The organism is Gordonia neofelifaecis NRRL B-59395 (assembly GCF_000192435.1).
GTDB classification, from domain to species: Bacteria; Actinomycetota; Actinomycetes; order Mycobacteriales; family Mycobacteriaceae; genus Gordonia; species Gordonia neofelifaecis.
On record NZ_AEUD01000006.1, the window covers coordinates 1 to 24,737 of the forward strand.

The window sequence follows — 24,737 nt, forward strand, 5'->3', positions numbered from 1 at the left end:
GATCGCCCCCTCGGCGACCGCGGCAGCGGTGTCGGGGAGTACCGGTGCCAACGTCTCACCGGTCATCGCGGTGAAGCGGCCGATCGCGGCGGCGCTGGTGCGGCGACGCGATGCCGCACCGTCACCCAGCCGCAGTCCCTGCGCCAGGTAGGAGTGCACCGACAGGTAACCGGCCTTGCGGTAGGCGCCGCGGTCGGAGACCTCGACCAGCAGCGCCGCGTCGACGCCGTCAAGCCGGCGATGCACCCGCTCGAGCGACTCCTCCAACACCAGCAGGCCATCCTCGGTCTCCACCGAGAACCGAGCATCGAGAAGCTTCGACGCCGCCGCATCCAGGAGATCGGCCAACTCAGCAGGATCATCAGGCAGTGCCAACGCGGTCGACGCGCCCATCCGAATCACCTCCACAGCCACCGAAACCAGGGTTCTTCGTCTATCTGCCTGAACACTAGCGCGCCCCTCTGACAATTCCGGGCCCCGGCAAAACAGCCGGGTCAGTCGGGATCGAGCAACTCGAGCCGCACTGCGAGCAGCCGGACCGGACGGTCGATCTCGAACGCATCGAGCAGGGCCGCCGCGACCGCGGCTATCGGTTCCAGCTGTGTCGTCGGCTCCGGCAGTTTCCTCATCTTGGTGCGTGTGTAGAAGCCCGCGGTGCGCACGGTGAGACCGACGCGGAACGGCATGCGCCCCTCGGCGACGACCTGTTCCAGCACGTCTTTCGTCAACGTGCGCACCGCAGCGTGCATCTCGCCCGGGTCGGTGATGTCCGCGTCGTAGGTGCGGGCTTTGGAATGCGATTTCGCGACCCACGGCTCGGCGGAGATCGCATCGTCCCCGCCGCCGCGGCACAGCACGTACAGCCAGTTGCCCTGGTGCGGACCGAACGTCGCGACAAGCTGGTCCCGATCGGTCGCGACGAGCTGTGCGACGGTGTCGATTCCGGCGTCGGACAGCTTGGCCGCGGTGCGTGAGCCGACGCTCCACAGGTCCCGGCACGGACGGTCGTCCATCAGGACCGACCAGTTGTCGTCGTCGAGAACGAAGACGCGGGCCTGCTCGGACGCCTCCGGGTCTCGGATGGCCTGCTTGGCGAAGCCGGTCGCGGCCTTCGCCCGCTGCTTGTTGTCGGAGACGCCGACGCAGCAGTCGAGCCCGGTGGCGTCGGCTACCGCGTTCCTGATGTCGTGCGCGGTGGCGACGACGTCGTCGATCCGACGTCGAGGCGGAAGCGAACGCTCCTCGATACCGAGGTATGCCTCGTCCCAGCCCCAGACCTCGAGTGCGTCGCCGAATCCGCGCAGGACCCCCATCACCCGCTCCGACGACGCCTCGTACTCCGGCATGTCCAAGGGCAGGAACACCGCGTCGGGCGCTTTCTTCCCCGCCGCCCGCATCGGCATACCGGCTCGCACCCCGAGCGACCGCGCTTCATACGACGCACACGTGACGACCTGACGGGCCCGCGCGGGATCTCCGTCGCCGCCGACGATCACCTGCCTGCCGATCAGTTCCGGGCGTCGAAGTCGTTCCACTGAGACCTGGAACTGGTCGAGGTCGATGTGCAGCAGCCATCGGTAGCGGGGCGCTTCACCCATGCCCTAACTGTAGGCGACAGACGCCGGGGGCCTCCGCGGCCGGCTCTCCGTCGGCCGACAACCGTCTTGATCCGGCGACCGATGGTTCGATGATCAGTCACCGCGGGCTATCGTTTCGGACACGACCGTCACACACCCATGTGAGCGGCGTTCACACGTTCGTACGGTTACGGCATGGGAGCACCATTCCGACCCAGGCTGCGACGACGGGCGATCGTCGTCGCGCTTGCGGCCCTGACCGTCGCAGCGGCGGTCGTGGGCGCGACGGCCACCGCGCGTCCCGCCGCCGCGGTCAGCCTCATCTCCGTCTACTCGCCGTCGATGAACCGGACCGTCACAGTCCATGTTCTACATCCGCCCGGTCGTCCCGCCGGACTGCCGACGGTCTACATGCTGCCCGGCGCGGGTGGCGCGGAGGACGGCATCTCCTGGCTGAACAACACCCCGATCCGTGAGTTCTTCGCGGGCAAGCGGGTCAACGTGGTGCTGCCGATCGGCGGCGCGTTCTCGATGATGACCGACTGGAATGCGCCCGATCCGGTACTGGGCCGCAACCGCTGGCAGACGTTCGTGACTCGTGACCTCCCGGCCGCCGTCCACCGGGAGTTTCGGGTGAGCGCGGCCAGTGCGCTCACCGGCGTCTCCATGTCCGCCGGACCCGCTCTCGACATCGCCACGCAGGTCCCCGGCCGATACCGTGCCGTCGCGGCCTACAGCGGCTGCCCCGGTACCACCGACCCGCTGGGCGCCCTGGCCACCACCGCCATCGTCAGTCGCGGCGGCGGCAACATCATCAACATGTGGGGACCACCGGGCAGCCCGGAGTGGTTCAGACACGACCCGGTTGTCAACGCTGCCCGACTGCGCGGCACCGCGATCTACCTCTCGGCCGGCTCCGGCGTCCCCGGGCCCATCGACGGCAATCCGCTTCACACCGGCGGAGGGTTGGTCGGCGGCAACATCATGGAGGCGGTGGCGCTCGGCTGCACCACCAACATGTCCAACCGGCTGGGCGCTCTCGGAATCGGCCACCGCTTCGTCCGGCGACCGGACGGCGTCCACACCTGGGGCCTGTTCTACGCCGACCTGCGCAACTCGTGGCCGATGATCGCCCGCGCGATCGGGGCGTGACCCGCGGCAGTCGCGTTGAGGCTCAGGCCCGGGCGATTTCCTCGGCACGCGGCCCGATGGCCTCGGTGACCGCGGCGAAACTGCCGACGAGTTCCTTACCGAACATCAGCTTGACGATCGCCGAGGCCGGCCCCGTGATCTCGAAATGCGACTCGTAGCGCGATCGGCCCTCTCCCAGGTCGACGACGGTGTGCTTGCGCAGACTGCGCACGGCGCCGAACGGAGCGGGCTTCATCCGGTAGGAGAACGAGCGACCCTCGTCGACCTCGTAGATGTACTCGCGCTTGGATTTGAGTCCGCCCGGACCGAGGTGGAATCGCATGTCGATCGGATCACCGGGCTTCAGCGTCGAACTGCACTCGCGCTGGAACGGATTCCACTCGCCGTACGCGTCGAAGTCGGTCAGGACTTGCCACACCACTGCCGCGGGGGCGTCGATGTCGATCGAACTGTCGGTGATCAGTGCCATGAGGCCATGGTAGAACACGTTCTAAAAGGCCCGGCGCGCGGCAACCGGGTCCGTGAGTCGGTGTTGCAGCTCGGTCAGACCGACGGGAGGGTCGAACGACGAAGGCCCCGCCTCCCTGAGGAGGCGGGGCCTTACGACAGTCGGGTCAGCGGAAATCGCTGCCGAAGCCGTAGTCGTCCAGCGGAACGGCGGCACCGCTCGGGGCACCGAAGGTGCCGTCCGGGCTGTAGTAGGTGTCGTCGTAGGTCGGCAGGGCGTACGCCGCTGCACGGGCCTCTTCGGTCGGCTGGACCTCGATGTTGCGGTAGCGGTTGATACCGGTACCGGCCGGGATCAGCTTACCGATGATCACGTTCTCCTTGAGGCCCACCAGCTTGTCGCTGCGGCTGTTGATGGCCGCATCGGTGAGCACGCGAGTGGTCTCCTGGAACGACGCCGCAGACAGCCACGAATCGGTGGCCAGCGAGGCCTTCGTGATGCCCATGAGGACCGGACGGCCGGCAGCCGGCTCCCCGCCCTCGGCGACGACGGAACGGTTGGCCGCCTCGAACTCGGCACGCTCGGTGAGCGAACCGGGCAGGAACTCGGTGGCACCGGAGTCGATGATGGTCACGCGACGCAGCATCTGGCGGACGATGGTCTCCACGTGCTTGTCGTGGATCGACACACCCTGGCTCCGGTACACCTCCTGGACCTCGTTGACCAGGTGGATCTGCACCTGGCGCGGGCCCATCACGCGGAGCACCTCGTGCGGATCGGCAGCGCCCTCGAGGAGCTGCTGTCCGACCTCGACGTGGTCGCCGTCGGCGAGCAGACGCTCGGTGCCGTCCTCGTGCTTGAAGACGCGCAGACGCTGACGCTTGGACAGCTTGTCGTACACGACCTCTTCGCTGCCGTCGTCCGGGATGATCGTGATCTTGTAGAAACGATCGTCGTCTTCCATGCGGACCCGGCCGGAGACCTCGGCGATCGGCGCCTTGCCCTTGGGCACACGGGCTTCGAACAGCTCGGTGACTCGCGGCAGACCACCGGTGATGTCGTCACCGACGCCACCCTGGTGGAACGTACGCATCGTCAGCTGGGTTCCGGGCTCACCGATCGACTGGGCGGCGATGATGCCGACGGCCTCGCCGATGTCGACCAGCTTGCCGGTGGCCATCGAGCGGCCGTAGCAGTGCGCACAGACGCCGGTGCCGGTGGCACAGGTGAGGACCGAGCGGACCTTGACCTCGGTGACGCCGGCCGCGAGGAGAGCCTCGATGGCCGGGTCGCCCAGGTCGTGACCGCGCTCGACGACGACGTTGCCGTCGGCGTCCAGCGCATCGGTGGCCAGCGTGCGGGCGTACGCCGAGGTCTCGACGTGCGCGTCGCGGATGATGCTGCCGTCCGCCTGCTTCTCGCCGAGCGGCACCAGGATGCCGCGCTCGGTGCCACAGTCGGTCTCGCGGACGATGACGTCCTGCGACACGTCGACCAGACGACGAGTCAGGTAGCCCGAGTCGGCGGTACGGAGGGCCGTATCCGCCAGACCCTTGCGGGCGCCGTGCGTGTTGATGAAGTACTCGGCGACGGTCAGGCCCTCACGGAACGAGGACTTGATCGGACGCGGGATGAACTCACCCTTCGGGTTCGTCACCAGACCCTTCATGCCCGACAGGTTGCGGACCTGGGTCATATTGCCCGTCGCACCCGACTTCGGGATCATCGTGATCGGGTTGTCGTCCGGGTAGTAATCCTCGAGCGCCTTACCGACCTCTTCGGTGGCCTGCTTCCAGATCTCGACCAGGGCGTCGCGACGCTCGTCGGGGGTCAGACCACCGCGCTGGAACTTGCGCTCCAGGCCGTCGGCCCGCTCCTCGTAGCGCTCCAGGATCTCCGCCTTGGCCGGCGGGACCAGCACGTCCGACATCGAGACGGTGACGCCCGAACGCGTGGCCCAGTAGAAGCCGACGTCCTTCAGCTTGTCGACGGTCTGTGCGACGACGATCATCGGGTAGCGCTCGGCGAGATCGTTGATGATCACGGCCTGACGCTTCTTCGGCATCTGCTCGTCGATGAACGCGTAGTCGCGCGGCAGCAGCTCGTTGAAGAGCACCCGGCCCAGCGTGGTGACGATCTCCCACGGCTGACCGCGGGTCCAGCCCTCGGGGAACTGCTCGGCCTCGACGTCGGCCGGCGGACGCTGGTCCGTCAGCCGCACCTTGATCTTCGACTGGATGGTCAGCGCACCGCGGTCGACGGCCATGATGGCCTCGGCCGGGCTCGAGTAGACGCCGCGCTCGACGTCGTCGCCGGTGGCACCGGTGTACTCGCCGGTCAGACCGTCCTTCTGCGTGGTCAGGTAGTACAGACCGGTCACCATGTCCAGACGGGGCATGGCGAGCGGGCGGCCCGACGCCGGCGACAGGATGTTGTTGCTCGACAGCATCAGGATGCGAGCCTCGGCCTGCGCCTCTGCCGACAGCGGCAGGTGCACGGCCATCTGGTCACCGTCGAAGTCGGCGTTGAAGGCCTCACACACCAGCGGGTGCAGCTGGATGGCCTTGCCCTCCACCAGCTGCGGCTCGAAGGCCTGGATGCCCAGACGGTGCAGCGTCGGCGCACGGTTCAGCAGCACCGGGTGCTCGGCGATGACCTCTTCGAGGACGTCCCACACGGCGGGGCGCTGACGCTCCACCATGCGCTTGGCCGACTTGATGTTCTGTGCCTGGTTCAGGTCGACCAGACGCTTCATCACGAACGGCTTGAACAGCTCCAGGGCCATCAGCTTCGGCAGACCGCACTGGTGCAGCTTGAGCTGTGGGCCGACGACGATGACCGAACGGCCCGAGTAGTCGACGCGCTTGCCGAGCAGGTTCTGACGGAAACGACCCTGCTTGCCCTTGAGCAGATCGCTCAGCGACTTCAGCGGGCGGTTGCCCGGTCCGGTGACCGGGCGGCCACGACGACCGTTGTCGAACAGGGCGTCGACCGACTCCTGCAGCATCCGCTTCTCGTTGTTGACGATGATCTCGGGGGCACCGAGGTCGATCAGTCGCTTGAGGCGGTTGTTGCGGTTGATGACACGGCGGTACAGATCGTTCAGGTCGGACGTCGCGAAACGGCCGCCGTCGAGCTGAACCATCGGACGCAGCTCCGGCGGGATCACCGGGACGGCGTCGAGCACCATCGCCTGCGGCGAGTTGCCGGACTGCTGGAACGCGGCGACGACCTTGAGTCGCTTGAGCGCACGCAGCTTCTTCTGGCCCTTGCCGCTGCGGATGGTCTCGCGCAGCGACTCGGCCTCGGCCTCGATGTCGAAGGTCTCCAGCAGCTTCTTGATGGCCTCGGCACCCATCGAGCCGGTGAAGTACTCGCCGAAGCGGTCCTCGAGCTCGCGATACAGACGCTCGTCGACGATCAGGTCACCGGTGGTCAGCTTGGTGAACTTGTCCCAGATCTCGTCGAGTGCCTCGACCTCGCGATTGGCGTGGTCGCGCATGCGCTTGAGCTCACGCTCGGCGCCGTCACGGACCTTGCGCTTGGCGTCGGCCTTGGCGCCTTCGGCCTCCAGCTCGGCCAGGTCGGCCTCGAGCTTCTGCTGACGCTCGGCGAGCGCGGCCTCGAGGTCGTCGAGGATCGCCTTGCGCTCCACACCGATCTCGGCCTCGCGGGTCGACAGTTCGGCGTGCCGCAGCTCGTCGTCGACGGCGGTGATCACGTAGGCGGCGAAGTAGATGATCTTCTCAAGATCCTTCGGCGCCAGGTCGAGCAGGTAGCCCAGGCGGCTCGGCACACCCTTGAAGTACCAGATGTGCGTGACCGGAGCGGCCAGCTCGATGTGGCCCATGCGCTCACGACGCACCTTGGCCTTGGTCACCTCGACGCCGCAGCGCTCACAGATGATGCCCTTGAAGCGCACGCGCTTGTACTTGCCGCAGTAGCACTCCCAGTCGCGAGTCGGTCCGAAGATCTTCTCGCAGAACAGGCCGTCCTTCTCCGGCTTCAGCGTGCGGTAGTTGATGGTCTCCGGCTTCTTGACCTCACCGAACGACCAGTTGTGAATATCGTCGGCCGTCGCAAGACCGATCTTGAGTTCGTCGAAAAAGTTGACGTCGAGCACTAGTTGCCTTTCAGTAGCTCAGTTGTCCAACTAAATGGTCGGGCGGGTCAGTTCGCGAGGTCGTCGACGGTCGCGGACTCGTTGCGCGAGAGGTTGATGCCGAGGTTGGCAGCAGCGCGCTCGAGATCCTCGTCGTCGGTGTCGCTCATCTCGATCGCGGTGCCCTCGCTGGAGAGGACCTCCACGTTCAGGCAGAGCGACTGGAGCTCCTTGAGGAGCACCTTGAACGACTCCGGGATACCCGGCTCGGGGATGTTCTCGCCCTTGACGATGGCCTCGTACACCTTCACGCGGCCGACCACGTCGTCCGACTTGATGGTGAGCAGCTCCTGCAGGGTGTAAGCGGCGCCGTACGCCTGCATCGCCCAGCACTCCATCTCACCGAAGCGCTGGCCACCGAACTGGGCCTTACCGCCGAGCGGCTGCTGGGTGATCATCGAGTACGGACCGGTGGAACGCGCGTGGATCTTGTCGTCCACCAGGTGGTGCAGCTTGATGATGTACATGTAGCCGACCGACACCGGGTACGGGAACGGCTCGCCCGAGCGGCCGTCGAACAGCGTCGCCTTACCGTCCGGACCCACCATGACCTCACCGTCGCGGTTCGGGAGGGTGGAGCCGAGCAGACCGGCCAGCTCGTCGTCCTTCGCACCGTCGAACACCGGGGTGGCGGTGTTCGTGTTCGGCGGAGCCGAGTGCATCGCCTCGGGCAGGCGCTTGGCCCACTCCTCCTCGAGCTTCTCGGTGTCGATGTTCCAACCGGCCTTCGACACCCAACCGAGGTGGGTCTCGAGGATCTGGCCGATGTTCATACGACGCGGGACGCCGTGCGTGTTCAGGATGATGTCGACCGGGGTGCCGTCGGGCAGGAAGGGCATGTCCTCGGCGGGCAGGATCTTGCCGATGACGCCCTTGTTGCCGTGGCGGCCGGCGAGCTTGTCGCCGTCCTGGATCTTGCGCTTCTGCGCGACGTAGACGCGGACCAGCTCGTTGACGCCGGGCGCCAGGTCGTCGTCCTCGTCGCGGCTGAACGTGCGCACGCCGATGACCTTGCCGGTCTCACCGTGGGGCACCTTCAGCGAGGTGTCGCGCACCTCGCGCGCCTTCTCACCGAAGATCGCGCGGAGCAGTCGCTCCTCCGGGGTCAGCTCGGTCTCGCCCTTCGGGGTGACCTTGCCGACCAGGATGTCGCCGTCGCGGACCTCCGCACCGATGCGGACGATGCCGCGCTCGTCGAGATCGGCCAGGACCTCGTCGGAGACGTTCGGGATGTCCCGGGTGATCTCCTCGGCACCGAGCTTGGTGTCGCGGGCGTCGATCTCGTGCTCCTCGATGTGGATCGAGGTGAGGACGTCCTCCTCCACGAGGCGCTGCGACAGGATGATCGCGTCCTCGTAGTTGTGACCCTCCCACGGCATGATCGCGACGAGCAGGTTCTTGCCCAGCGCCATCTCGCCCTGATCGGTGCACGGACCGTCGGCCAGCACCTGGCCGGACTCGACCCGCTGACCCTCGTCGACGATCGGCACCTGGTTGGCGCAGGTGCCGTGGTTGCTGCGCTCGAACTTGCGCAGACGGTAGCTGTCGCGGGTGCCGTCGTCGGCCATCACGGTGATGAAGTCGGCAGAGACCTCCTCCACCACGCCGGTCTTGCCGGTGACGATGACGTCGCCGGCGTCGACGGCGGCACGCAGCTCCATGCCGGTACCGACCAGCGGCGACTCGCTGCGGACCAGCGGCACCGCCTGACGCTGCATGTTCGCGCCCATCAGGGCACGGTTGGCGTCGTCGTGCTCCAGGAACGGAATCATCGCGGTCGCGACCGACACCATCTGGCGCGGCGAGACGTCGAGCAGCTCGACCGACTTGGCCGGGACGAACTCGACCTCGGCGCCCTTGATGCGGACGAGGACGCGCTCGTCGGTGATCGTGCCGTCGGCGTCGTAGTTCGTGTTCGCCTGGCCGATGAGGTAGCGATCCTCCTCGTCGGCGGTCATGTAGGCGATCTCGTCGGTGACGACACCGTCGACGACCTTGCGGTACGGCGTCTCGATGAAGCCGAACGGGTTGACCCGGGCGTACACCGACAGCGAACCGATCAGACCGATGTTCGGACCCTCAGGGGTCTCGATCGGGCACATGCGGCCGTAGTGCGACGGGTGGACGTCGCGGACCTCGAGGCCTGCGCGCTCACGCGACAGACCGCCGGGGCCCAGCGCCGACAGGCGACGCTTGTGCGTCAGACCCGACAGCGGGTTGTTCTGGTCCATGAACTGCGACAGCTGCGAGGTTCCGAAGAACTCCTTGATCGCCGCGACGACCGGACGGATGTTGATCAGCGTCTGCGGGGTGATCGCCTCGGCGTCCTGGGTGGTCATGCGCTCACGCACGACGCGCTCCATACGCGACAGGCCCACACGGATCTGGTTCTGGATTAGCTCGCCGACGGTACGCAGGCGACGGTTGCCGAAGTGGTCGATGTCGTCGACCTCGACCGGCACCTCGACGCCGCCCGGAACGGTCATCATGGAGGTGATGTTCGGGTCGGACTCGTGCAGACGCACCAGGTACTCGACCGTCGCGATGATGTCCTCGGTGGTCAGCGTCGACTCGCCGACCATCGGGTTCGCGGTCAGGCCGAGCTTCTTGTTGATCTTGTAGCGACCGACGCGAGCGAGGTCGTAGCGCTTCTCCTTGAAGAACAGGTTCTCCAGCAGGCTCTCCGCGGACTCCTTGGTCGGCGGCTCGCCCGGACGCAGCTTGCGGTAGACCTCGAGCAGGGCCTCGTCCTGATTGCTGGTCGAGTCCTTCTCCAGGGTCGACATCATGATCTCGGAGAAGCCGAAGCGCTCGGTGATCGCCTCGTTCGTCATGCCGAGGGCCTTGAGCAGGATGGTGACCGGCTGACGACGCTTGCGGTCGATGCGGACGCCGACGGTGTCGCGCTTGTCGACGTCGAACTCCAACCAGGCGCCGCGGCCCGGGATGACCTTGACCGAGTGAAGGGTCTTCTCCGTGGTCTTGTCGATGGTGGAGTCGAAGTAGACGCCGGGGCTGCGGACCAGCTGACTCACCACGACACGCTCGGTGCCGTTGATGATGAAGCTGCCCTTGTCGGTCATGATCGGGAAGTCGCCCATGAAGACGGTCTGCGACTTGATCTCGCCGGTGTTGTTGTTGATGAACTCCGCGGTGACGAACAACGGCGCCGCGTAGGTCATGTCCTTGTCCTTGCACTCGTCGATCGAGGCCTTGACCTCGTCGAAGTGCGGATCAGAGAACGACAGGGACATCGAAGACGAGAAGTCCTCGATCGGCGACAGTTCGCGGAGGACTTCCTCGAGTCCGCCGACCGGGTTCTCCTCACCCCGCGTGATCGCCTTAGCGCGCCACTCGGGCGTACCCACGAGCCATTCGAACGAATCGAGCTGCAGGTCGAGCAGACCCGGAACCTCGAGCGGCTCGTCGATCTTGGCGAAGGAGGCGCGGTGCGGTGCGCCCGGGATGATTCCCGCTGTGGTTGAGGTGGACTGGCGGTCGAGTGCCAAGATGCGTCCTTCCAACACGAAGTTTCTCGGTGCGTGGCCATGGTGGCCTGCGGTGGTCGTGCGACCTGCACAACCATCACCCGAGAACCCTCCCCGAAGGGACGGCTGGAAGGATGAACGATCAGCGGACAGGAGGCAGCCAGCGCAACGTCCAACTGTATCAGATAATTCTGGAGATGCCTATACCCCAGATGAAGAACGATTGTCGAAGGCTGCCTACCTGGAGACAATCGGCTTGTCACAGCGTGACGTGCCGACGCCGTCACGTCAAGCGAAACGCGCCGACACGCTCAGAAAGAGCTGATCAGAGCCCCGGTCAGAACTGGCCGACCTCGCTGATCTTCCAATCGCCGTCCTCGGTCTTCGCCATCGTGTACTGGACGTGGGGCGTGTCTGAGGCCGCGATCACACCGTCGCGAGACGTGCTCACGACGAGCGTTCCGACGACGGTCGCATGATCGTCTTCGAGGTCGGAGACGCCCATCGCCTCGATCTGGCACTCCGACGCGGTCTTGGTCTGCTCGATGACGTTGCGGTTCGTCTTGAGGAAGGTCTCGAACTGATCGAGGGCGCCGCCGGTGAACGTCTCACGCGTGCTGTCGGCCCACTTGTCGAGCTTCTGGTAGTCGAACTGGAACGGGGCGCAGGCGCCGGCGCGTGCCTGGGCGAGTACCTGATCGGTCTCGGCCTGGTCGACGAACGCGCGGTTGTCGTTCACGTCCGCACCCGGATGGAAGGCCAGCACAGTGGCGATCACGCCGACCACCACCGCCACGGCTCCGAGGATCGCGGCCAGCCGGAAGGTCGAGCCGGTGTCACGGGGACCGGGACCGGTGGCCTGCTCGGCTGCGGCGGCCTCGCTCTCGGCGGCCTTCTGAGCCGCCACCCGGCGCTTGCGCTCGACACCGGAGACCGGGGTCGCAGCGGCTTCGACGGTGTCCTCGACCGGAACCGCGGTGTCGGCATCGGCCGGCTTCGAGACCGAGACTCGCGGCGCACCGCGGCCCGCGACCTTCGGCGTGCGCTTGGAGGAACCGGAACCCGATTTGTTGGTACGTCCCGAGGCCATCAGTTTCCTCCCTCCTGCTGCTGCGTCTCCTGCGGAGCGGTACCGGTCTGGCCCGTGTCCGGGGTGGTCGACACGTCCGAGCCGGTGTCGGTGTAGGTGATCGGGCTCAGCGGAACGATCTTGGTCGCCTTCCGCGTGCCGTCGACGTCGACCATCGTCAGCAGGAAGCCCATCTGGTTCTGCTGCGTCGGCTGACCGTTCTGGGTGGCCGTCACATTCGCGAACACCAGGACCGTCGCGGTGTCGTCGTCGGTGCTGAGCTCGGTGACCGCACTGCGACTGATCCGCGAGTCGAGCTTGCCGATCTGCCCGCCGGAATCGTTGACCTGCTGGGCGAGCTTGGCGAAATCGCCCGTGTTCACCTGCTTCAGCGCGTCGCCGGTCAACGACGACTCCAGTCGCTTGCGCCAGCCCTCGGTGTCCTTCGGGTCGACGATGGTGATGTTCAGGACGGCCTGCTCGGCGGCATCGACCGACTCGTCGCGCAACTGCGTCGCAGTGGAGTCGACGGTGTACGCCCGGATGCCGGTGTACCCGAAGTAGCCGGCGCACACGACCGCCGCGACCAGTGCGGCGACCGCCACGGCGAGGGCGAGCGACGCGAGCGGCGACCGCACCGAGGCCTCGTCGTCGTCCGGCTCGTCGCCGTCCGTCGACCAGAACCGCCACCACGGATTCGAGGCCGCCGGCTCCCCCCCCCCCCCCGCTCGTCCTCGTCCACGGGCTCACTGTCGTCCGCGAGTTCGGCATCGTCAGCGTTCCCGGCGTCCTCGGCCGCGCCGGCGTCGTCAGCCGTCTCCGCCGTCCGGTCGTCCTCGGCGGCCGTCTCCGGCGTGATCGCGGCGTCGTCCGCCTGCGATTCGTCGGCGGGCTCGCCGTTGCGGTTGCTGGTGTCTTCGTGTGTCATCGAGCGCAACTGTAGTCATCGCGTGGCACGCCATGCCAATCTGCCGCCGGTGTGAATCCGACGGCAGATCGGCTGCGCGTCACTTCCGATGCACACCCATCAGGGCGGCGAGCTGGGTGGCGAGCGGGTTGAGGTTCAACTTGTCCGGATCCTTCTTCGGCGTGTTGTCCCACGGCTGCGAGATGTACGGGTTGGCCAGCGCAGCACGATTCGCACCGCGAACCGATGTCGGATTGCCGACCGGCACGTTGCAGTTCGCCTTCGTGTTGAACGGGAAGTCGTCGTAGTTGATGTCGAAGCCAGGATCCTTCTTCTTCATCTCGGCGATCATCGCGTAGGTGCTCTGGTAACCGGTGGTGCAGCTCGGCGGGTTGTTGGTCTCGAGCACGATGCCGAAGTGGATCTGTCCGTCACCGGGTGCCGCGCTGTGGCTACCCGCGGAGAGCGCCGACAGCATGGCGAACGTCGCACCCGTCGCGAACGACGCGGGCGCCGCCGTGTGCACGGTCTCCCCCAGCTGGTGGATCAGCTTCGTCGCATCCGCACCGTTGTCCTGCAGGAATGTCGAGAGGGCCGTGGCCGCGCGCGGTGCGTCGGTCAGGATCCGGCGGATCGCCGGATCCGAGCTGACCAACTGTGCCGAGACCTTGTCCAGGTTCTTCGACCACGCCAGGATGTCGTCCGACTGCTCGGCCTGCGTCGACAGGACGACGTTCGAGTTCTGGATCAGCTGGGTGATCGGCTCGATGTTCCGGACGCCGGACTTCGAGAGGGTGTCCAACGATGAGATCAGGTGAGTGAGGTCGTCGCCCTTGCCGTTGAACGCGGTGCCGAGCTCGTGGATGACGCTGCTCAGCTGATCCACCGGGATCGTCTTGGTCAGCGTGATCGTGTCGGCGATGACGTCCTGCAGCTTCGGCGGCATCTGCGCGCCTTCGATCTGAGAGCCGTTCACCAGGTAGGGACCAGCGCTGCTCGTCGGCTGGAGGTCGATGAACTGCTCACCGATCGCCGACCGGTTCGCGACGACCGCCTTGGCCGAAGCCGGCACCTTCGGCGCCCCGGAGTTCATGTTCAACGTGACGTCGACGCCGTTCGGCACCATCGTCATGTCGCCGACGAGCCCCACGGGCACCCCGCGGTAGGTCACCTCGGCATTGCTGAACACACCGCTGGCGTCGGGCATGTGGAGGGTGACCTTGTACGTCGACACTCCGACGAGCTTGTCGAGCCGTGCGTACTTGGCGCCGACGTACACGATGGCCAGCACACCGATCACCGCGAAGACGATCAGCTGGATCTTGACGAGACGTGAGGTCACTGGTCACCACCTCCGAGCATCCGCAACGGGCCGTCCAAGAAGCTCTCGTCACCAGACGGCATCGGCGCGTACTGGTTCTTCTTGTTCGTCGACGTCTTCTTCTTGGTCGTCGTGGTCGCCGACGACGGGTTCATCGGGTACGTGCCACCCGACGGCGGGGTGTTTGGACCCTTCTGAGAGTTCGGTCCCGGCGGCAGCAGCGAGATCGTCGGCCAACCCCATCGCGGGCCGTTGCCATTGATGTATGGGTTCTTCTGGTCGATGTTCGGCGGCCGCACCTTGGGCGCCTGGTACTTCGGCGTCCCCTGCCCGACGCCCAGGGCCTCCAACTGATTGAGCAGTCGCAGGTCGAGGGTGGCGAACAGGTTGGTCGAGTCGCCGTGGACGCCCGGGAGCAGATCGTCCGGGAACGGATGCGTCAGCATCAGCGGCAGCGCGGTCACCGCGTCCTGCGCGGACTTCGCCAGCTCCGACAGGATCGGACGCAGCGCCTTGAGATCGGTGATGATCTGATCGTGCGCCTTGCCCAGGATGTCGGTGCCCACCTGGCCGAGCTCGTCGAGCTTGGTCAGCAGGTCCACGAACTGCGGACGCTGCTCCTCGAGGACCTTGACGCCCGCGGGCAGCTCCTTCAGGATCCGCTCGATCTGCACGGTCTGCTGATTCGCACGCGCCGACAGCTTGCTGACGCCGTCGATGGCGCTGATGATCTCGTCCCGCTGGCGGTTGAGGCTGCCGATGAGCTTCTCCGACTGCTTCAGCAACGACCGCACCGTGTTCGGTCGATCGCCCAACGCTTCGTTCAGCGACGTGATGATCGGCTCGAGCTGGTTGATGCCGCCGCCGTTCAGGAGCATGGACAGCGCACCGAGCAGCTGCTCGATGTCGGTGACCGTGCGAGTCCGATCGGCCTGGATCGGTTCCGACTCCGGCTGCCTCGGCGTCGCCGCCGTGACATTCGCCGGTTCGGAGAGCGCGACGAACTTCTCACCCAGTAGGTTGGTCTGCTGCACCGCCGCCGACGCCTCGTCGGAGAGGTCGACACTGTTCTTGACCTTGATCGTCACCTGCGCGTCCCAGGCACCGGTCGGCACCTCGACCTTGGTCACCTGGCCGACGGGGATGCCGTCCATCTTCACCATCGACTGCGGAACCAGGTCGAGGATGTTGTTGAAGACGATCTTGTACGTACGCGGGTTGTCCCCCACGTCGACACCGCCGGGAAGCGGCACCGACTGGATGCCCGCGCAACCGGTCGTCACCGCGAGAACGGTCACGAGTCCGGCGCACAGACCGGCGACGCGTGCTCGCGCCGACAGTTTCAGCTTCATCGCTGTCCTCCAGGGAGAGCCGGATCGGGGTTGCCCGGAACGGTGCCCGGCGCGGGATTCTTCTGCAGCTTGTCGCCGCTCATGATGCCGAACGGCAGCACCGGAAGCATCGGCTCCAGCACACCCTTGGTGATCTGCGTCGCGACGGACTTGCAGTTGTCGACCAGCGGAGCGAGCTTCTTGCTGAAGTCCACGGCCATCGGATTGCCGGGCAGCAGCTTGCCGAGGTCGAGCATGCGGCAACCCGCGGCCAGCGGATCCTGCAGCTCCGGCAGGTTGACGCGCATCGCGACGGTGCCGGACTCGGCATCGTAGGCGTTGATCAGGTTGCTGATGGTGACCGGCAGCACCGTCAAGATCTCCAGCAGGTGGTCCTTGTTGTCCAGGAGCGCCTGACCGGTCGGCTCGAGACCGCGGATGGCCTCACCGATCTTGTCGTTGTTGTCGGAGACGAACGTCGCGACGTCGCCCAACGCGTACGACAGGCTGTCCAAGGCCTGACCGAGCTGGTCGCGCTCGCCGGCCAGGAAGGTGTTGAACGAGGCCATCTGACTGTTGAACTGCCGGACCTGCGCGTCGTTCTCCTTGAGCGCACCGACGAAGACGTTCAGGTTGCGGATGGTGCTCATCAGGTCGGGACTCGCGTCCGACAGCGTGCCCGCCGCCTTCGACAGGTTGGTGATCGCCTCGCCGAGCTTGGCGCCGTTGCCGTCGAGGTTCTTGGCGAAGACGTCGACGAAGTCCGTGACGGCGCCGTTCTGATTCGCCCCCTCCGGGCCCAGCGACTTCGACAGCTTCTGCAGGTTCGCGTAGATCGCGTCGATCTCCACCGGCACCTTGGTCTGCTCGGTGGTGAGCGAGACGTCGCTGCCCGCCTGCGGCCCGCCCGAGTACGCGGGGGTCAGCTGGATGTAGCGGTCGGCCACGATCGACGGGATGATCTGCACCGCCTTGACGTCCGCGGGTAGCTTCACGCCGCGGTCGACTCGCATGTCGACGTCGACCACGTCGCCGCGCGGAGTCACCTTGGTCACCTTGCCGACGTCGACGCCGAGGATGCGGACGTTGCTGCCCTCGTAGATGCCCACCGCGCTGGTGAACGTCGCATTGACCTTGGTGGTGCCGATCAGCGTCGACGCCCACCAGCCGCCGGCCCCGATGATGAGGAGCAGCACGAGGCCGAGCGCGCCGTAGACGATGTTGCGCTTGGAGAAGAGCCCGGAAGCCTGATCCGACGCGGTCATCAGCCGGCCTCCGTTCCGCCGTTATTGAGATTCTTGGTCATGTTCGGCGGGCGCGTGGTGTTCTGCTGCGGCAGCGCCGGCGGCAGCAGGTTGGTCACGGTCGCCTCGAACCAGCGACCGTTGCCGAGCACGTTCGCGTAGATGCGGTAGAACGGCGCCATGTACGTGATGGTGTCGCGCAGATTCTTGTTCTGCCGCGTCAGCATGTCCGTCACGCCCTTGAGCGAGTCGAGCGCCGGGCCGATCTGAGCCTCGTTGTCCTTCACGATCCCACTCAGTGCCTTGCTCAGCGTGGTGGTGCTGGCCAGCAGCGCGGAGATGCTCTGCTGCCTGCTGTTGAGCTCCTTGAGCAGCACACCGGCGCCCGCGATCAGGCGGGTGAACTCCTCGTTGCGGTCGGCCAGGATCTTCGACGAGTCCTTGGTCGCCTTCAGCAACCGCTGTACTTCCTGGTCGCGGCTGGCGATCGTGTTCGACAGCCGGGAGATCCCGGTGAGCGATGCGTTGATGTCGTCGGCGTTGGTTCCGGAGAACGCGGCCGACAGCGTGCGCAGCGACTTCGCGACCTCGTCGGTGTCGATGTTCTCGATCTGGTTCGACGCGTCGCCGAAGGCCTCGATGACGTCGTACGGCGCCACGGTGTCGGTCAGGGTCACTCGCGGGTCGGCGAGTTCGCTGCCGCGCGGGTTCAGCGCCAGGTACTTCTGGCCCAGGACCGTCTTGATCTGGATCGAGGCCTGGGTCTGGTTGCCGATCCACGTGTTGTTCGCGCTGAACTCAACGTCGACCTTGTCGCCCGCGAGCTTCACCGCGGTGACCTGGCCGACCTTGACGCCCGCCACGCGCACCTCGTTGCCCGTCTTGAGGCCGGCGGCCTCGGAGAACTGAGCGGTGTAGCGCGCTCCGGCGCCGACCAGCGGCAGATCCTTCAGGTAGAAGGACGAGACCGCGGTCATGATCAGGATCAGCAGACCGAGCGCGCCGATACTCGTCGCGCTCCGTCGGCCTGCGAACCGCCGGCTCTTCTTCGGAGCCGGGGCCGCGGGCTGCCCGTCGGGAGTGTTCTGTTCGTCGGTCATGGTCACCCCCCGGGCTTCATGTCACGCCAGCAACGCGTCGCGGCGCTGGTGTAGAGGACGTGGTTGATGTTCGGCAGCGGAACCACCGGCTGCGTGAGCAGCGTGGACTTGCCGTTGCCTGCGACGACGTCGATGCCGCACAGGTAGAACTGGAACCACGAACCGAAGGTCGCGGCGCGGCCGATCTTCTGGAGCTTGACCGGCAGGTTGGTCAGCGCCTTCTCGATGTCGTCGGACCTGGAGTTCAAGATCGGCGCCCGGCTGGCCGTGGAGCTACGGTGCCGTGGGGCTGCTGCAGCCGACGCCCTGGATCGCCGGCCGGGTCTTGCTGAGGATCGATCCGGTGACCGTGGTCAGGTTCGCCACCGAGGTGATCGCGGAGCCGACCGAGTCACGCTGCGCGGCCAGGCCGGTGATCAACTTCTCGGTGTTCACCAGCAGGCTGGTGAACTGATCGTCGTTGCGGTTCACCGTGTCGAGCACCTTGGTCAGGTTGGTGATCATCTCGCCGATCACCTTGTCCTTGTCGGCGAGCGCGTTGGTCAGTCCCGCGGTGTCGTTGATCAGGTCGCCGATGGTGGTGTCCATGTCGCCCTGGAAGACCTTGATCATCGTCTCCGCGAGCTTGTTGATGTCCTCCGGCGTGATCTGCTTGAACAGCGGCTTGAAGCCGTTGAACAGCTCGGTCAGGTTCACCGCGTCGTGCGTGCTCTTGTGCGTCGGCGTGTTCGTGAACGTGTAGCCCTCGCCGACGGTCTCGCCCGCGGGACCCGCGCCCTTCTCCAGTGCCATGTATCGCAGACCGGTCAGGTTGCGGTAACGGATGAAGAGCTGGGTGCTCTTCGGCAACTTGGTGCGGTCGGCGCTGAATCCGACGAGCGCCTTGTTGCGATCGGTGATCTCGACGCTCTCGACCTGTCCGACGCGGACGCCCGCGATGCGGACGTCGTCGCCGGGATTGAGCATGGCCGCGTCGGTGAAGACCGCCTTGAAGCTGGCCTTGCCGCCGGATCCGGCGTTGGCGATGGTCAGACCGAGCATCGCGGTCGCCAAGATGGTGATGACGGCGAAGATGATCAGCTTCACCAGGGGTGCGATGACGCCTCTCATTTGACGGTCACCTGCGCTCCCTGCAGCGATCCGGCGCCGATGGAGGTGATCCAGACCGGAACGTCCTCCGGGCTCACACCCGACGACGCGCCGTACAGCACCTGCATCTGCTTCTGGTAGTCGGACTCGGAGATGGTTCCGCTCGGCGTGGCGCTGAACTGCGGCTGGGGCAGATCGGGCCAGGTCGACGGGCCTGCGTTACGCGACGGCGGCTGGTAGGAGCCGTCCGGAACACCGCCGCCCGGGTACTGCGGGAACGGGCGGCCGTTGGTGGCCGGCTCGTAGCAGCGGGCGGGCGGGTCGACCCACATCATGCGAGGCTCGTCCTGGTTCGGCAGGTAGCGGCCCCGCGGGTTCACGAACTGCAGGTTCACGTGCACACCGGGATTCGCGGTGCCCTTGCCGACGATCGGTCCGACCTTCGGCACCAGGGTCGCAAAGTTGTGGAACATGCACCCGAAGGTCGGCGACTGTCGCGCCGCGGCCTTCAGGAACGGTTCGGAGTCGATGAACAGATTCAGCATGTCCTTCTTGTTCACCTTGAGGAACTTGGTGGTGTCCACGGCGGCGACACCCAGCGTCTGGATGGTCGAACGCAGGTCGTCCTGTCGCTCCACCAGCGTGTTGCCGGTGATCCGGAGGTTGTCGAGCGAGTCGATGATGTCCGGGACGGCTTCGGCGTACGTCTGCGAGAAGGTGGCGAGACCGCGGATGGTGCCCTGCAGGTCGCTCATGTTGGCGTTCACACGGCGGAAGATCAGGTCCAGTCGATCGACGATCTGTCCGATCTCGTGGCCCTTGCCGCCGATCGCCTGCGAGATCGCGCTCAGCGTCACGTTCAGGTCCTCCGGCGGGATCGCCTTGATGACCGGGAGCAGCGCGTCGAACAGGTCCTCGACCTCGGCCGAGTTGCCCTTGGGATCGGTGACGATGACGGCGCCGTCGTGCAGGGTGCCGCCGTTCGAGTTCTCCGGGATCTGCAGTGCGATGTAGCGCTCACCGAACAGCGTCTTGGGCAGCACGCGGGCCGTGGTTCCGACCGGAAGATTCTGCATCTGGTCGGGATTGATGCCCAGGTCCACCGTGACCTTGCCGCCGGGCGCCACGTCCACGCTGCGCACCGATCCGACGACGACCCCGTTGGCCTTGACGTCCGCATTCTTCACCAGTGCGTTGCCCGCACTGTCGGTGCGAAGCGTCACCATCGAGTAGTCGTCGAAGGTACCGCGGAACTTGAGCACCGAGACCGCCAACAGACCGATGACGACGACGAAGAACAACAGGCCGAGCAGCCTGCGTTTAACCGTCCCCACGTTGCCTAACCTCCCACTCGGATCGACGTCGTCGTACCCCAGATCGCCAGGCCCAGGAAGAAGTCCATCACGGCGATCAGCACCAGGGCTGTTCGCACGGCGTGACCGACGGCCACGCCCACACCCGCCGGGCCGCCACTGGCGAAGTAGCCGTAGTAGCAGTGGATCAGGATGATGACGAACGCGAATATCAGCACCTTGCCGAACGACCACAGCACGTCGACAGGGGGCAGGAACAAGTTGAAGTAGTGGTCGTACGAGCCGGTGGACTGACCGTTGAAGACGGTGTTCACCACTCTCGACGCGAGATAGGCGGCCATCAGGCCCAGCACGTACAGCGGGATGACGGCGATGAAGCCGGCGATGACGCGTGACGACACCAGGAACGGGATCGACGGAACCGCCATCACCTCGAGTGCGTCGATCTCCTCGGAGATCCGCATCGCGCCGAGCTGCGCGGTGAAACCGCAGCCCACCGTCGCCGAGAGCGCCAGACCGGCCACGAGCGGCGCGACCTCACGCGTGTTGACGTAAGCGGACAGGAAGCCGGTGAGGGCCTGCGAACCGATCTGGTCGAGGGCCGCGTAGCCCTGCATGCCGACCACGACGCCGGTGAAGCCCGACATCAGGACCATCACGCCGACGGTGCCGCCGATGACGGCGAGTCCGCCGGAACCGAACGCCACCTCGGCGAGCAGGCGCATCACCTCGCGGGTGTAGTGCACCAGCGTCTTCGGGATCCACGCGAGCGTGCGGGCATAGAACGACATCTGCTCGCCCGCGCCGTCGAGCAGCTTGAGCGGACGGCCGAGCTGCTTGCGGGTCTCGTACAGCAGGTACTCGGGCCTGCTCTTCGAGATCGTCACACCACGAGTCATCGCTAACCTACCTTCGGCGGGACGATCTGCAGGAACACCGCAGTAATGATCAGGTTGGCGAAGAACAGCAGCAGGAACGTCACGACGACGGACTGGTTGACCGCGTCACCGACGCCCTTCGGGCCGCCCTTCGGATTGAGACCCTTGTACGCCGCGACCACGCCGGCGATGACACCGAAGATCACTGCTTTCAGTGTCGAGATGTAGAGGTCGGGAAGCTGCGCGAGTGCACCGAACGATGCGAGGTAGGCGCCCGGGGTACCGCCCTGGACGACCACGTTGAAGAAGTAGCCGCCGCCGATGCCGACGACTGCGACCAGTCCGTTGAGCAGGACTGCGACGAGCACCATCGCCAGCACGCGCGGCACCACGAGCCGCTGCACCGGGTTGATGCCCAGCACCTCCATGGCGTCGATCTCCTCACGGATGGTCCGTGATCCGAGATCCGCGGCGACCGCCGAGCCCGCAGCACCGGCGACGAGCAGCGAGGTCACCAGCGGCGATCCCTGCTGCACGACGACCAGCACCGAAGCCGCACCCGTGTACGACTCGGCGCCGAGCTGCTTGATCAGCGAGCCGGTCTGCAGCGAGACGATGGCGCCGAACGGGATCGCGATGAGCGCGGTCGGCAGAATCGTGACGCTGGCGATGAACCAGGCCTGCTGAATGAATTCGCGCCACTGAAACGGTCGCACGAAAAGCTGGCGGGCGACGTCGACGAACAACTGGACGATATTGCCGGTTTGGGCGAGAGCACCCTCACCGGCCTTCGCCAGTTTGTCGACGCCACGCGAGGTGGCACTCGTCATGCCTGGGTACTCCCCTGTCCATCAGACTGGTTCACGGCGGTCTCGATCGCTGCGGTGTCGATCGGCTGCGTCTGAGCATCGTCAGCCGCGGTGGCGAGAACGTCGGTCGGACGTTCGATCACCTGGGTGTCGGCCTTTGCCAGTGCGTCGTCCACAGCACCGGGCCGACCGAAATCGGTGTTGGCCAGCGCCACCAGGGTGGCGACGGACTCCGGCGCCTCGGCGGCGCGGGCGTCCTCTTCGGCGATCGAGGCGCGGATGGCGGCCTGCGCGTTCGCCGGGAGGGTCGGCAGCATCTCGAGCACGTTCGCGCGGTGACGGAGCGCGGCCTTGCGGACCGGCATGCCCGGATTGGGCTGCACCTGCGCGATGATCTCGGAGAAGTCGTCCTTGGTACCGCCGCCGGAGATGCCTGCGGCCTGCATCGCGGCCTCCGCTGCGGCGATCGCCTCGTCCTTCTCCTCGGACATGCCGATGGGACCGAAACGGTCACCGGAGAGGAACTGCTTGACGACCGGCTGCTCGGAGGTGAGCAGCTGCTCACGGGGACCGAACATGACGAGTTCCTTGCGGAACAGCATGCCGATGTTGTCGGGAATGGTCCGGGCGATGTTGATGTTGTGCGTCACGATGAGGATCGTGGCGTCGATCTCGGCGTTGATGTCGATCAGCAGCTGCGAGATGTACGCGGTGCGAACGGGGTCGAGGCCCGAGTCCGGCTCGTCGCAGAGGATGATCTCGGGGTCCAGCACCAGGGCGCGGGCCAGGCCGGCGCGCTTGCGCATACCGCCGGAGATCTCGCCGGGCAGCTTGCCCTCGGCACCCGCCAGACCGACGAGTTCGACCTTCTCCATCACGATGCGACGGATCTCGTCTTCCTTCTTCTTCGTATGCTCACGAAGCGGGAAGGCGATGTTGTCGTAGAGGGTCATCGAGCCGAACAGCGCGCCGTCCTGGAACAGGACGCCGAACAGCTTGCGGATCTCGTAGAGTTCCTTCGCCGAGCACTCGGTGATGTCCGTGCCGTCGATGACGACCGAGCCCTGCTCGGGATGCAGCAAGCCGATGAGGGTCTTCAGGAAGACCGACTTACCGGTACCGGACGGACCCAGCAGAGCGTTGACCTCTCCGGCGGGCAGCGTCAGTGATACGTCTCGCCAGATGTTCTGTGAGCCGAACGACTTCGTAAGCCCCTCGACCTTGACCTCAACACCCACAGTGTCCCTCCAGACCTTTCCTAAGTACCGCGTAGGAGGCCGCGAGGCGCCCCGCTCCCCCTACAGAGTTTCCGCCGCCACTGACCTGGGACGGCTGTGGCTGCGGTCACTCTAACGCACCAGAGGCTCAAGTCACACTTCGGAGACGGCGGTGAAGCCAGCCTCGCGGTACTTGTACCCGCTAGTAACATCTTGGTGGCCTGAGAATACCCAAAGAATGGGCGTGCTCCAAAGCGAACGGCGATCTACCGCGAGATACGCATCACACCAGCGAAAACGGGGTCTCATCGACCACTGGGACGACGCAGATGTGTCCTCGCCCCCGCCCCACCAAGATCTAGTCCTGGTCGCTTTTGTGCCGTTCCAGGGCCATGCACGCCCGTCTTCTGATCGAGCCGCCATCTCCGAACGGAACCCGTCGGGGTCCCGTTACGACGAAACGGGGCCCGCAGGTTTCCCTGCGAGCCCCGTCACGGCTTCGCCTATGCGGCGAGCGAAGACGTCAAGCGTCAGATCACTTGAGCGAGATCTTGGCGCCGGCCTCTTCGAGCTTGGCCTTGGCAGCCTCGGCGTCGTCCTTGCTGACCTTCTCCAGGAGAGCCTTCGGAGCACCCTCGACGAGATCCTTGGCCTCCTTCAGGCCCAGACCCGAGACGACCTCGCGGACGACCTTGATGACCTGGATCTTCTTGTCGCCGGCCGACTCCAGGACGACGTCGAACTCGTCCTGCTCGGCAGCGGCCTCGGCACCACCGGCAGCCGGAGCACCGGCAGCGGCGACGGCGACCGGAGCGGCAGCGGTGACCTCGAAGACCTCTTCGAACTTCTTCACGAAATCGCTGAGCTCCAGCAGGGTCAGTTCCTTGAACTGCTCGATGAGCTCGTCAGCGGTGAGCTTCGCCATGATGGCGTCCTTCCGTTAGATCCCCGCACGTGCGGGGGCGCCTGCATCGCAGGCTGGTTCATGGGGGTGGTGGAGCAACGGGGTGCTACGCGGCGTCGCCGGCAGCTTCCTGCTTCTCCTGCAGAGCCGCGGCGAGACGCGCGACCTGCGATGCGGGCTGGGTGAACAGCCCTGCGGCCTTTGCCAAGTTGCCCTTCATGGCGCCCGCCAGCTTTGCCAGCAGGACCTCGCGGGTCTCCAGGTCGGCGATCTGCTCGATCTCAGCCACGGACAGCGCACGGCCGTCCATGAATCCGCCCTTGATGACCAGGTTCTTGTTGTCCTTGGCGAACGTCTTGATCGCCTTGGCAGCCACAACCGGCTCGCCTTCGATGAAAGCGATCGCGGTCGGACCGGTGAACAGGTCATCGAGACCCTCAAGGCCCGCCTCAGCAGCGGCGCGCTTGACGAGGGTGTTCTTGGCGACGGAGTAGGTAGCGCCTTCGCCGAGCGAGCGACGCAGCTGCTGGAGCTGCGGCACGGTGAGTCCGCGGTACTCCGTGATCACGGCAGCGGTCGAACCGTTGAACTGCTCAGCGATCTCTGCGACTGCAGAAACCTTGTCAGCCTTAGCCATACTTCGCCTCCTCTCGTGTCACATTCGTCGTGCCCCGGACAGCCGGGGCACCTCTTTCCAGAGGTGTGTGATGGGAGGCGGGGCGCTCGAC

The 24,737-nt window shown here is 66.0% G+C and carries 18 protein-coding genes and 1 pseudogene; 1 reads left to right on the top strand and 18 read right to left on the bottom strand.

What is annotated here, in order from left to right; genetic code table 11:
• Both SCNU_RS08435 and SCNU_RS08440 read right to left on the bottom strand, forming a co-directional pair.
• Window positions 1-393, bottom strand: a 393-nt coding sequence (locus SCNU_RS08435) for a DUF222 domain-containing protein (protein WP_139025900.1), incomplete at its 3' end; no start/stop codon positions are given.
• Window positions 394-494: 101 nt separating this feature from the next.
• Complete coding sequence (locus tag SCNU_RS08440) at window positions 495-1,598, bottom strand: DNA polymerase IV (RefSeq protein ID WP_009678940.1); 1,104 nt, start codon at window positions 1,596-1,598, stop codon at window positions 495-497.
• Window positions 1,599-1,772: 174 nt separating this feature from the next.
• Here SCNU_RS08440 and SCNU_RS08445 point away from each other — a divergent pair, with 174 nt between their 5' ends.
• The gene (locus tag SCNU_RS08445) at window positions 1,773-2,729 is read left to right on the top strand and encodes an alpha/beta hydrolase (protein WP_009678941.1); all 957 of its coding nucleotides are present in this window, start codon (window positions 1,773-1,775) and stop codon (window positions 2,727-2,729) included.
• Window positions 2,730-2,751: 22 nt separating this feature from the next.
• On the opposite strand, the gene SCNU_RS08450 is transcribed toward SCNU_RS08445, so the two are convergent.
• From SCNU_RS08450 to rplJ, 16 genes and pseudogenes are all read right to left on the bottom strand, one after another.
• Complete coding sequence (locus SCNU_RS08450; protein WP_009678942.1) at window positions 2,752-3,198, bottom strand: SRPBCC domain-containing protein; 447 nt, start codon at window positions 3,196-3,198, stop codon at window positions 2,752-2,754.
• 145 nt (window positions 3,199-3,343) lie between these two features.
• A complete protein-coding gene (locus SCNU_RS08455) occupies window positions 3,344-7,300 on the bottom strand; it encodes a DNA-directed RNA polymerase subunit beta' (protein ID WP_009678943.1) in 3,957 nt (1,318 codons plus the stop codon).
• A 47-nt stretch (window positions 7,301-7,347) separates the two neighbouring features.
• Entirely contained in the window at window positions 7,348-10,848 is a 3,501-nt protein-coding gene (gene rpoB / locus SCNU_RS08460; protein ID WP_040518105.1) for a DNA-directed RNA polymerase subunit beta, read from the bottom strand.
• A 316-nt stretch (window positions 10,849-11,164) separates the two neighbouring features.
• On the bottom strand, window positions 11,165-11,917 hold the full coding sequence (locus tag SCNU_RS08465; RefSeq protein WP_009678945.1) for a hypothetical protein: 753 nt from the start codon (window positions 11,915-11,917) through the stop codon (window positions 11,165-11,167).
• The gene (locus SCNU_RS08470) at window positions 11,917-12,534 is read right to left on the bottom strand and encodes a hypothetical protein (RefSeq protein ID WP_009678946.1); all 618 of its coding nucleotides are present in this window, start codon (window positions 12,532-12,534) and stop codon (window positions 11,917-11,919) included. Before SCNU_RS08470 ends, SCNU_RS08465 begins: the two co-directional genes overlap by 1 nt.
• Window positions 12,535-12,903: 369 nt before the next feature.
• Window positions 12,904-14,145, bottom strand: coding sequence for an MCE family protein (locus tag SCNU_RS08475; RefSeq protein WP_009678947.1), 1,242 nt, complete (start codon window positions 14,143-14,145; stop codon window positions 12,904-12,906).
• Window positions 14,142-15,476, bottom strand: a complete 1,335-nt coding sequence (locus tag SCNU_RS08480) for an MCE family protein (RefSeq protein ID WP_009678948.1) — start codon at window positions 15,474-15,476, stop codon at window positions 14,142-14,144. Before SCNU_RS08480 ends, SCNU_RS08475 begins: the two co-directional genes overlap by 4 nt.
• Entirely contained in the window at window positions 15,473-16,720 is a 1,248-nt protein-coding gene (locus SCNU_RS08485; RefSeq protein WP_009678949.1) for an MCE family protein, read from the bottom strand. Before SCNU_RS08485 ends, SCNU_RS08480 begins: the two co-directional genes overlap by 4 nt.
• Window positions 16,720-17,799, bottom strand: coding sequence for an MCE family protein (locus SCNU_RS08490; RefSeq protein ID WP_040518108.1), 1,080 nt, complete (start codon window positions 17,797-17,799; stop codon window positions 16,720-16,722). The genes SCNU_RS08485 and SCNU_RS08490 overlap by 1 nt, the downstream gene beginning before the upstream one ends.
• 2 nt (window positions 17,800-17,801) lie before the next feature.
• Window positions 17,802-18,909: pseudogene (locus SCNU_RS08495) on the bottom strand (MCE family protein).
• A complete protein-coding gene (locus tag SCNU_RS08500) occupies window positions 18,906-20,222 on the bottom strand; it encodes an MCE family protein (protein ID WP_009678951.1) in 1,317 nt (438 codons plus the stop codon). The pseudogene SCNU_RS08495 and the gene SCNU_RS08500 overlap by 4 nt, the downstream one beginning before the upstream one ends.
• Before the next feature lie 5 nt (window positions 20,223-20,227).
• A complete protein-coding gene (locus tag SCNU_RS08505; protein ID WP_040518051.1) occupies window positions 20,228-21,100 on the bottom strand; it encodes an MlaE family ABC transporter permease in 873 nt (290 codons plus the stop codon).
• A 2-nt stretch (window positions 21,101-21,102) separates the two neighbouring features.
• On the bottom strand, window positions 21,103-21,909 hold the full coding sequence (locus tag SCNU_RS08510) for an MlaE family ABC transporter permease (RefSeq protein WP_009678953.1): 807 nt from the start codon (window positions 21,907-21,909) through the stop codon (window positions 21,103-21,105).
• Window positions 21,906-23,126: an ABC transporter ATP-binding protein gene (locus SCNU_RS08515; protein WP_009678954.1), complete on the bottom strand. Its 1,221-nt coding sequence runs from the start codon at window positions 23,124-23,126 to the stop codon at window positions 21,906-21,908. The genes SCNU_RS08510 and SCNU_RS08515 overlap by 4 nt, the downstream gene beginning before the upstream one ends.
• 514 nt (window positions 23,127-23,640) lie before the next feature.
• Window positions 23,641-24,030 carry a 50S ribosomal protein L7/L12 gene (gene rplL / locus SCNU_RS08520; protein WP_009678955.1) on the bottom strand — a complete coding sequence of 130 codons (390 nt, stop codon included), beginning with the start codon at window positions 24,028-24,030 and terminating at the stop codon, window positions 23,641-23,643.
• 85 nt (window positions 24,031-24,115) lie between these two features.
• Window positions 24,116-24,646 (bottom strand): 50S ribosomal protein L10, encoded by a 531-nt coding sequence (gene rplJ, locus SCNU_RS08525; RefSeq protein WP_009678956.1) that lies wholly within the window; start codon window positions 24,644-24,646, stop codon window positions 24,116-24,118.
• Window positions 24,647-24,737 lie beyond the last annotated feature (91 nt).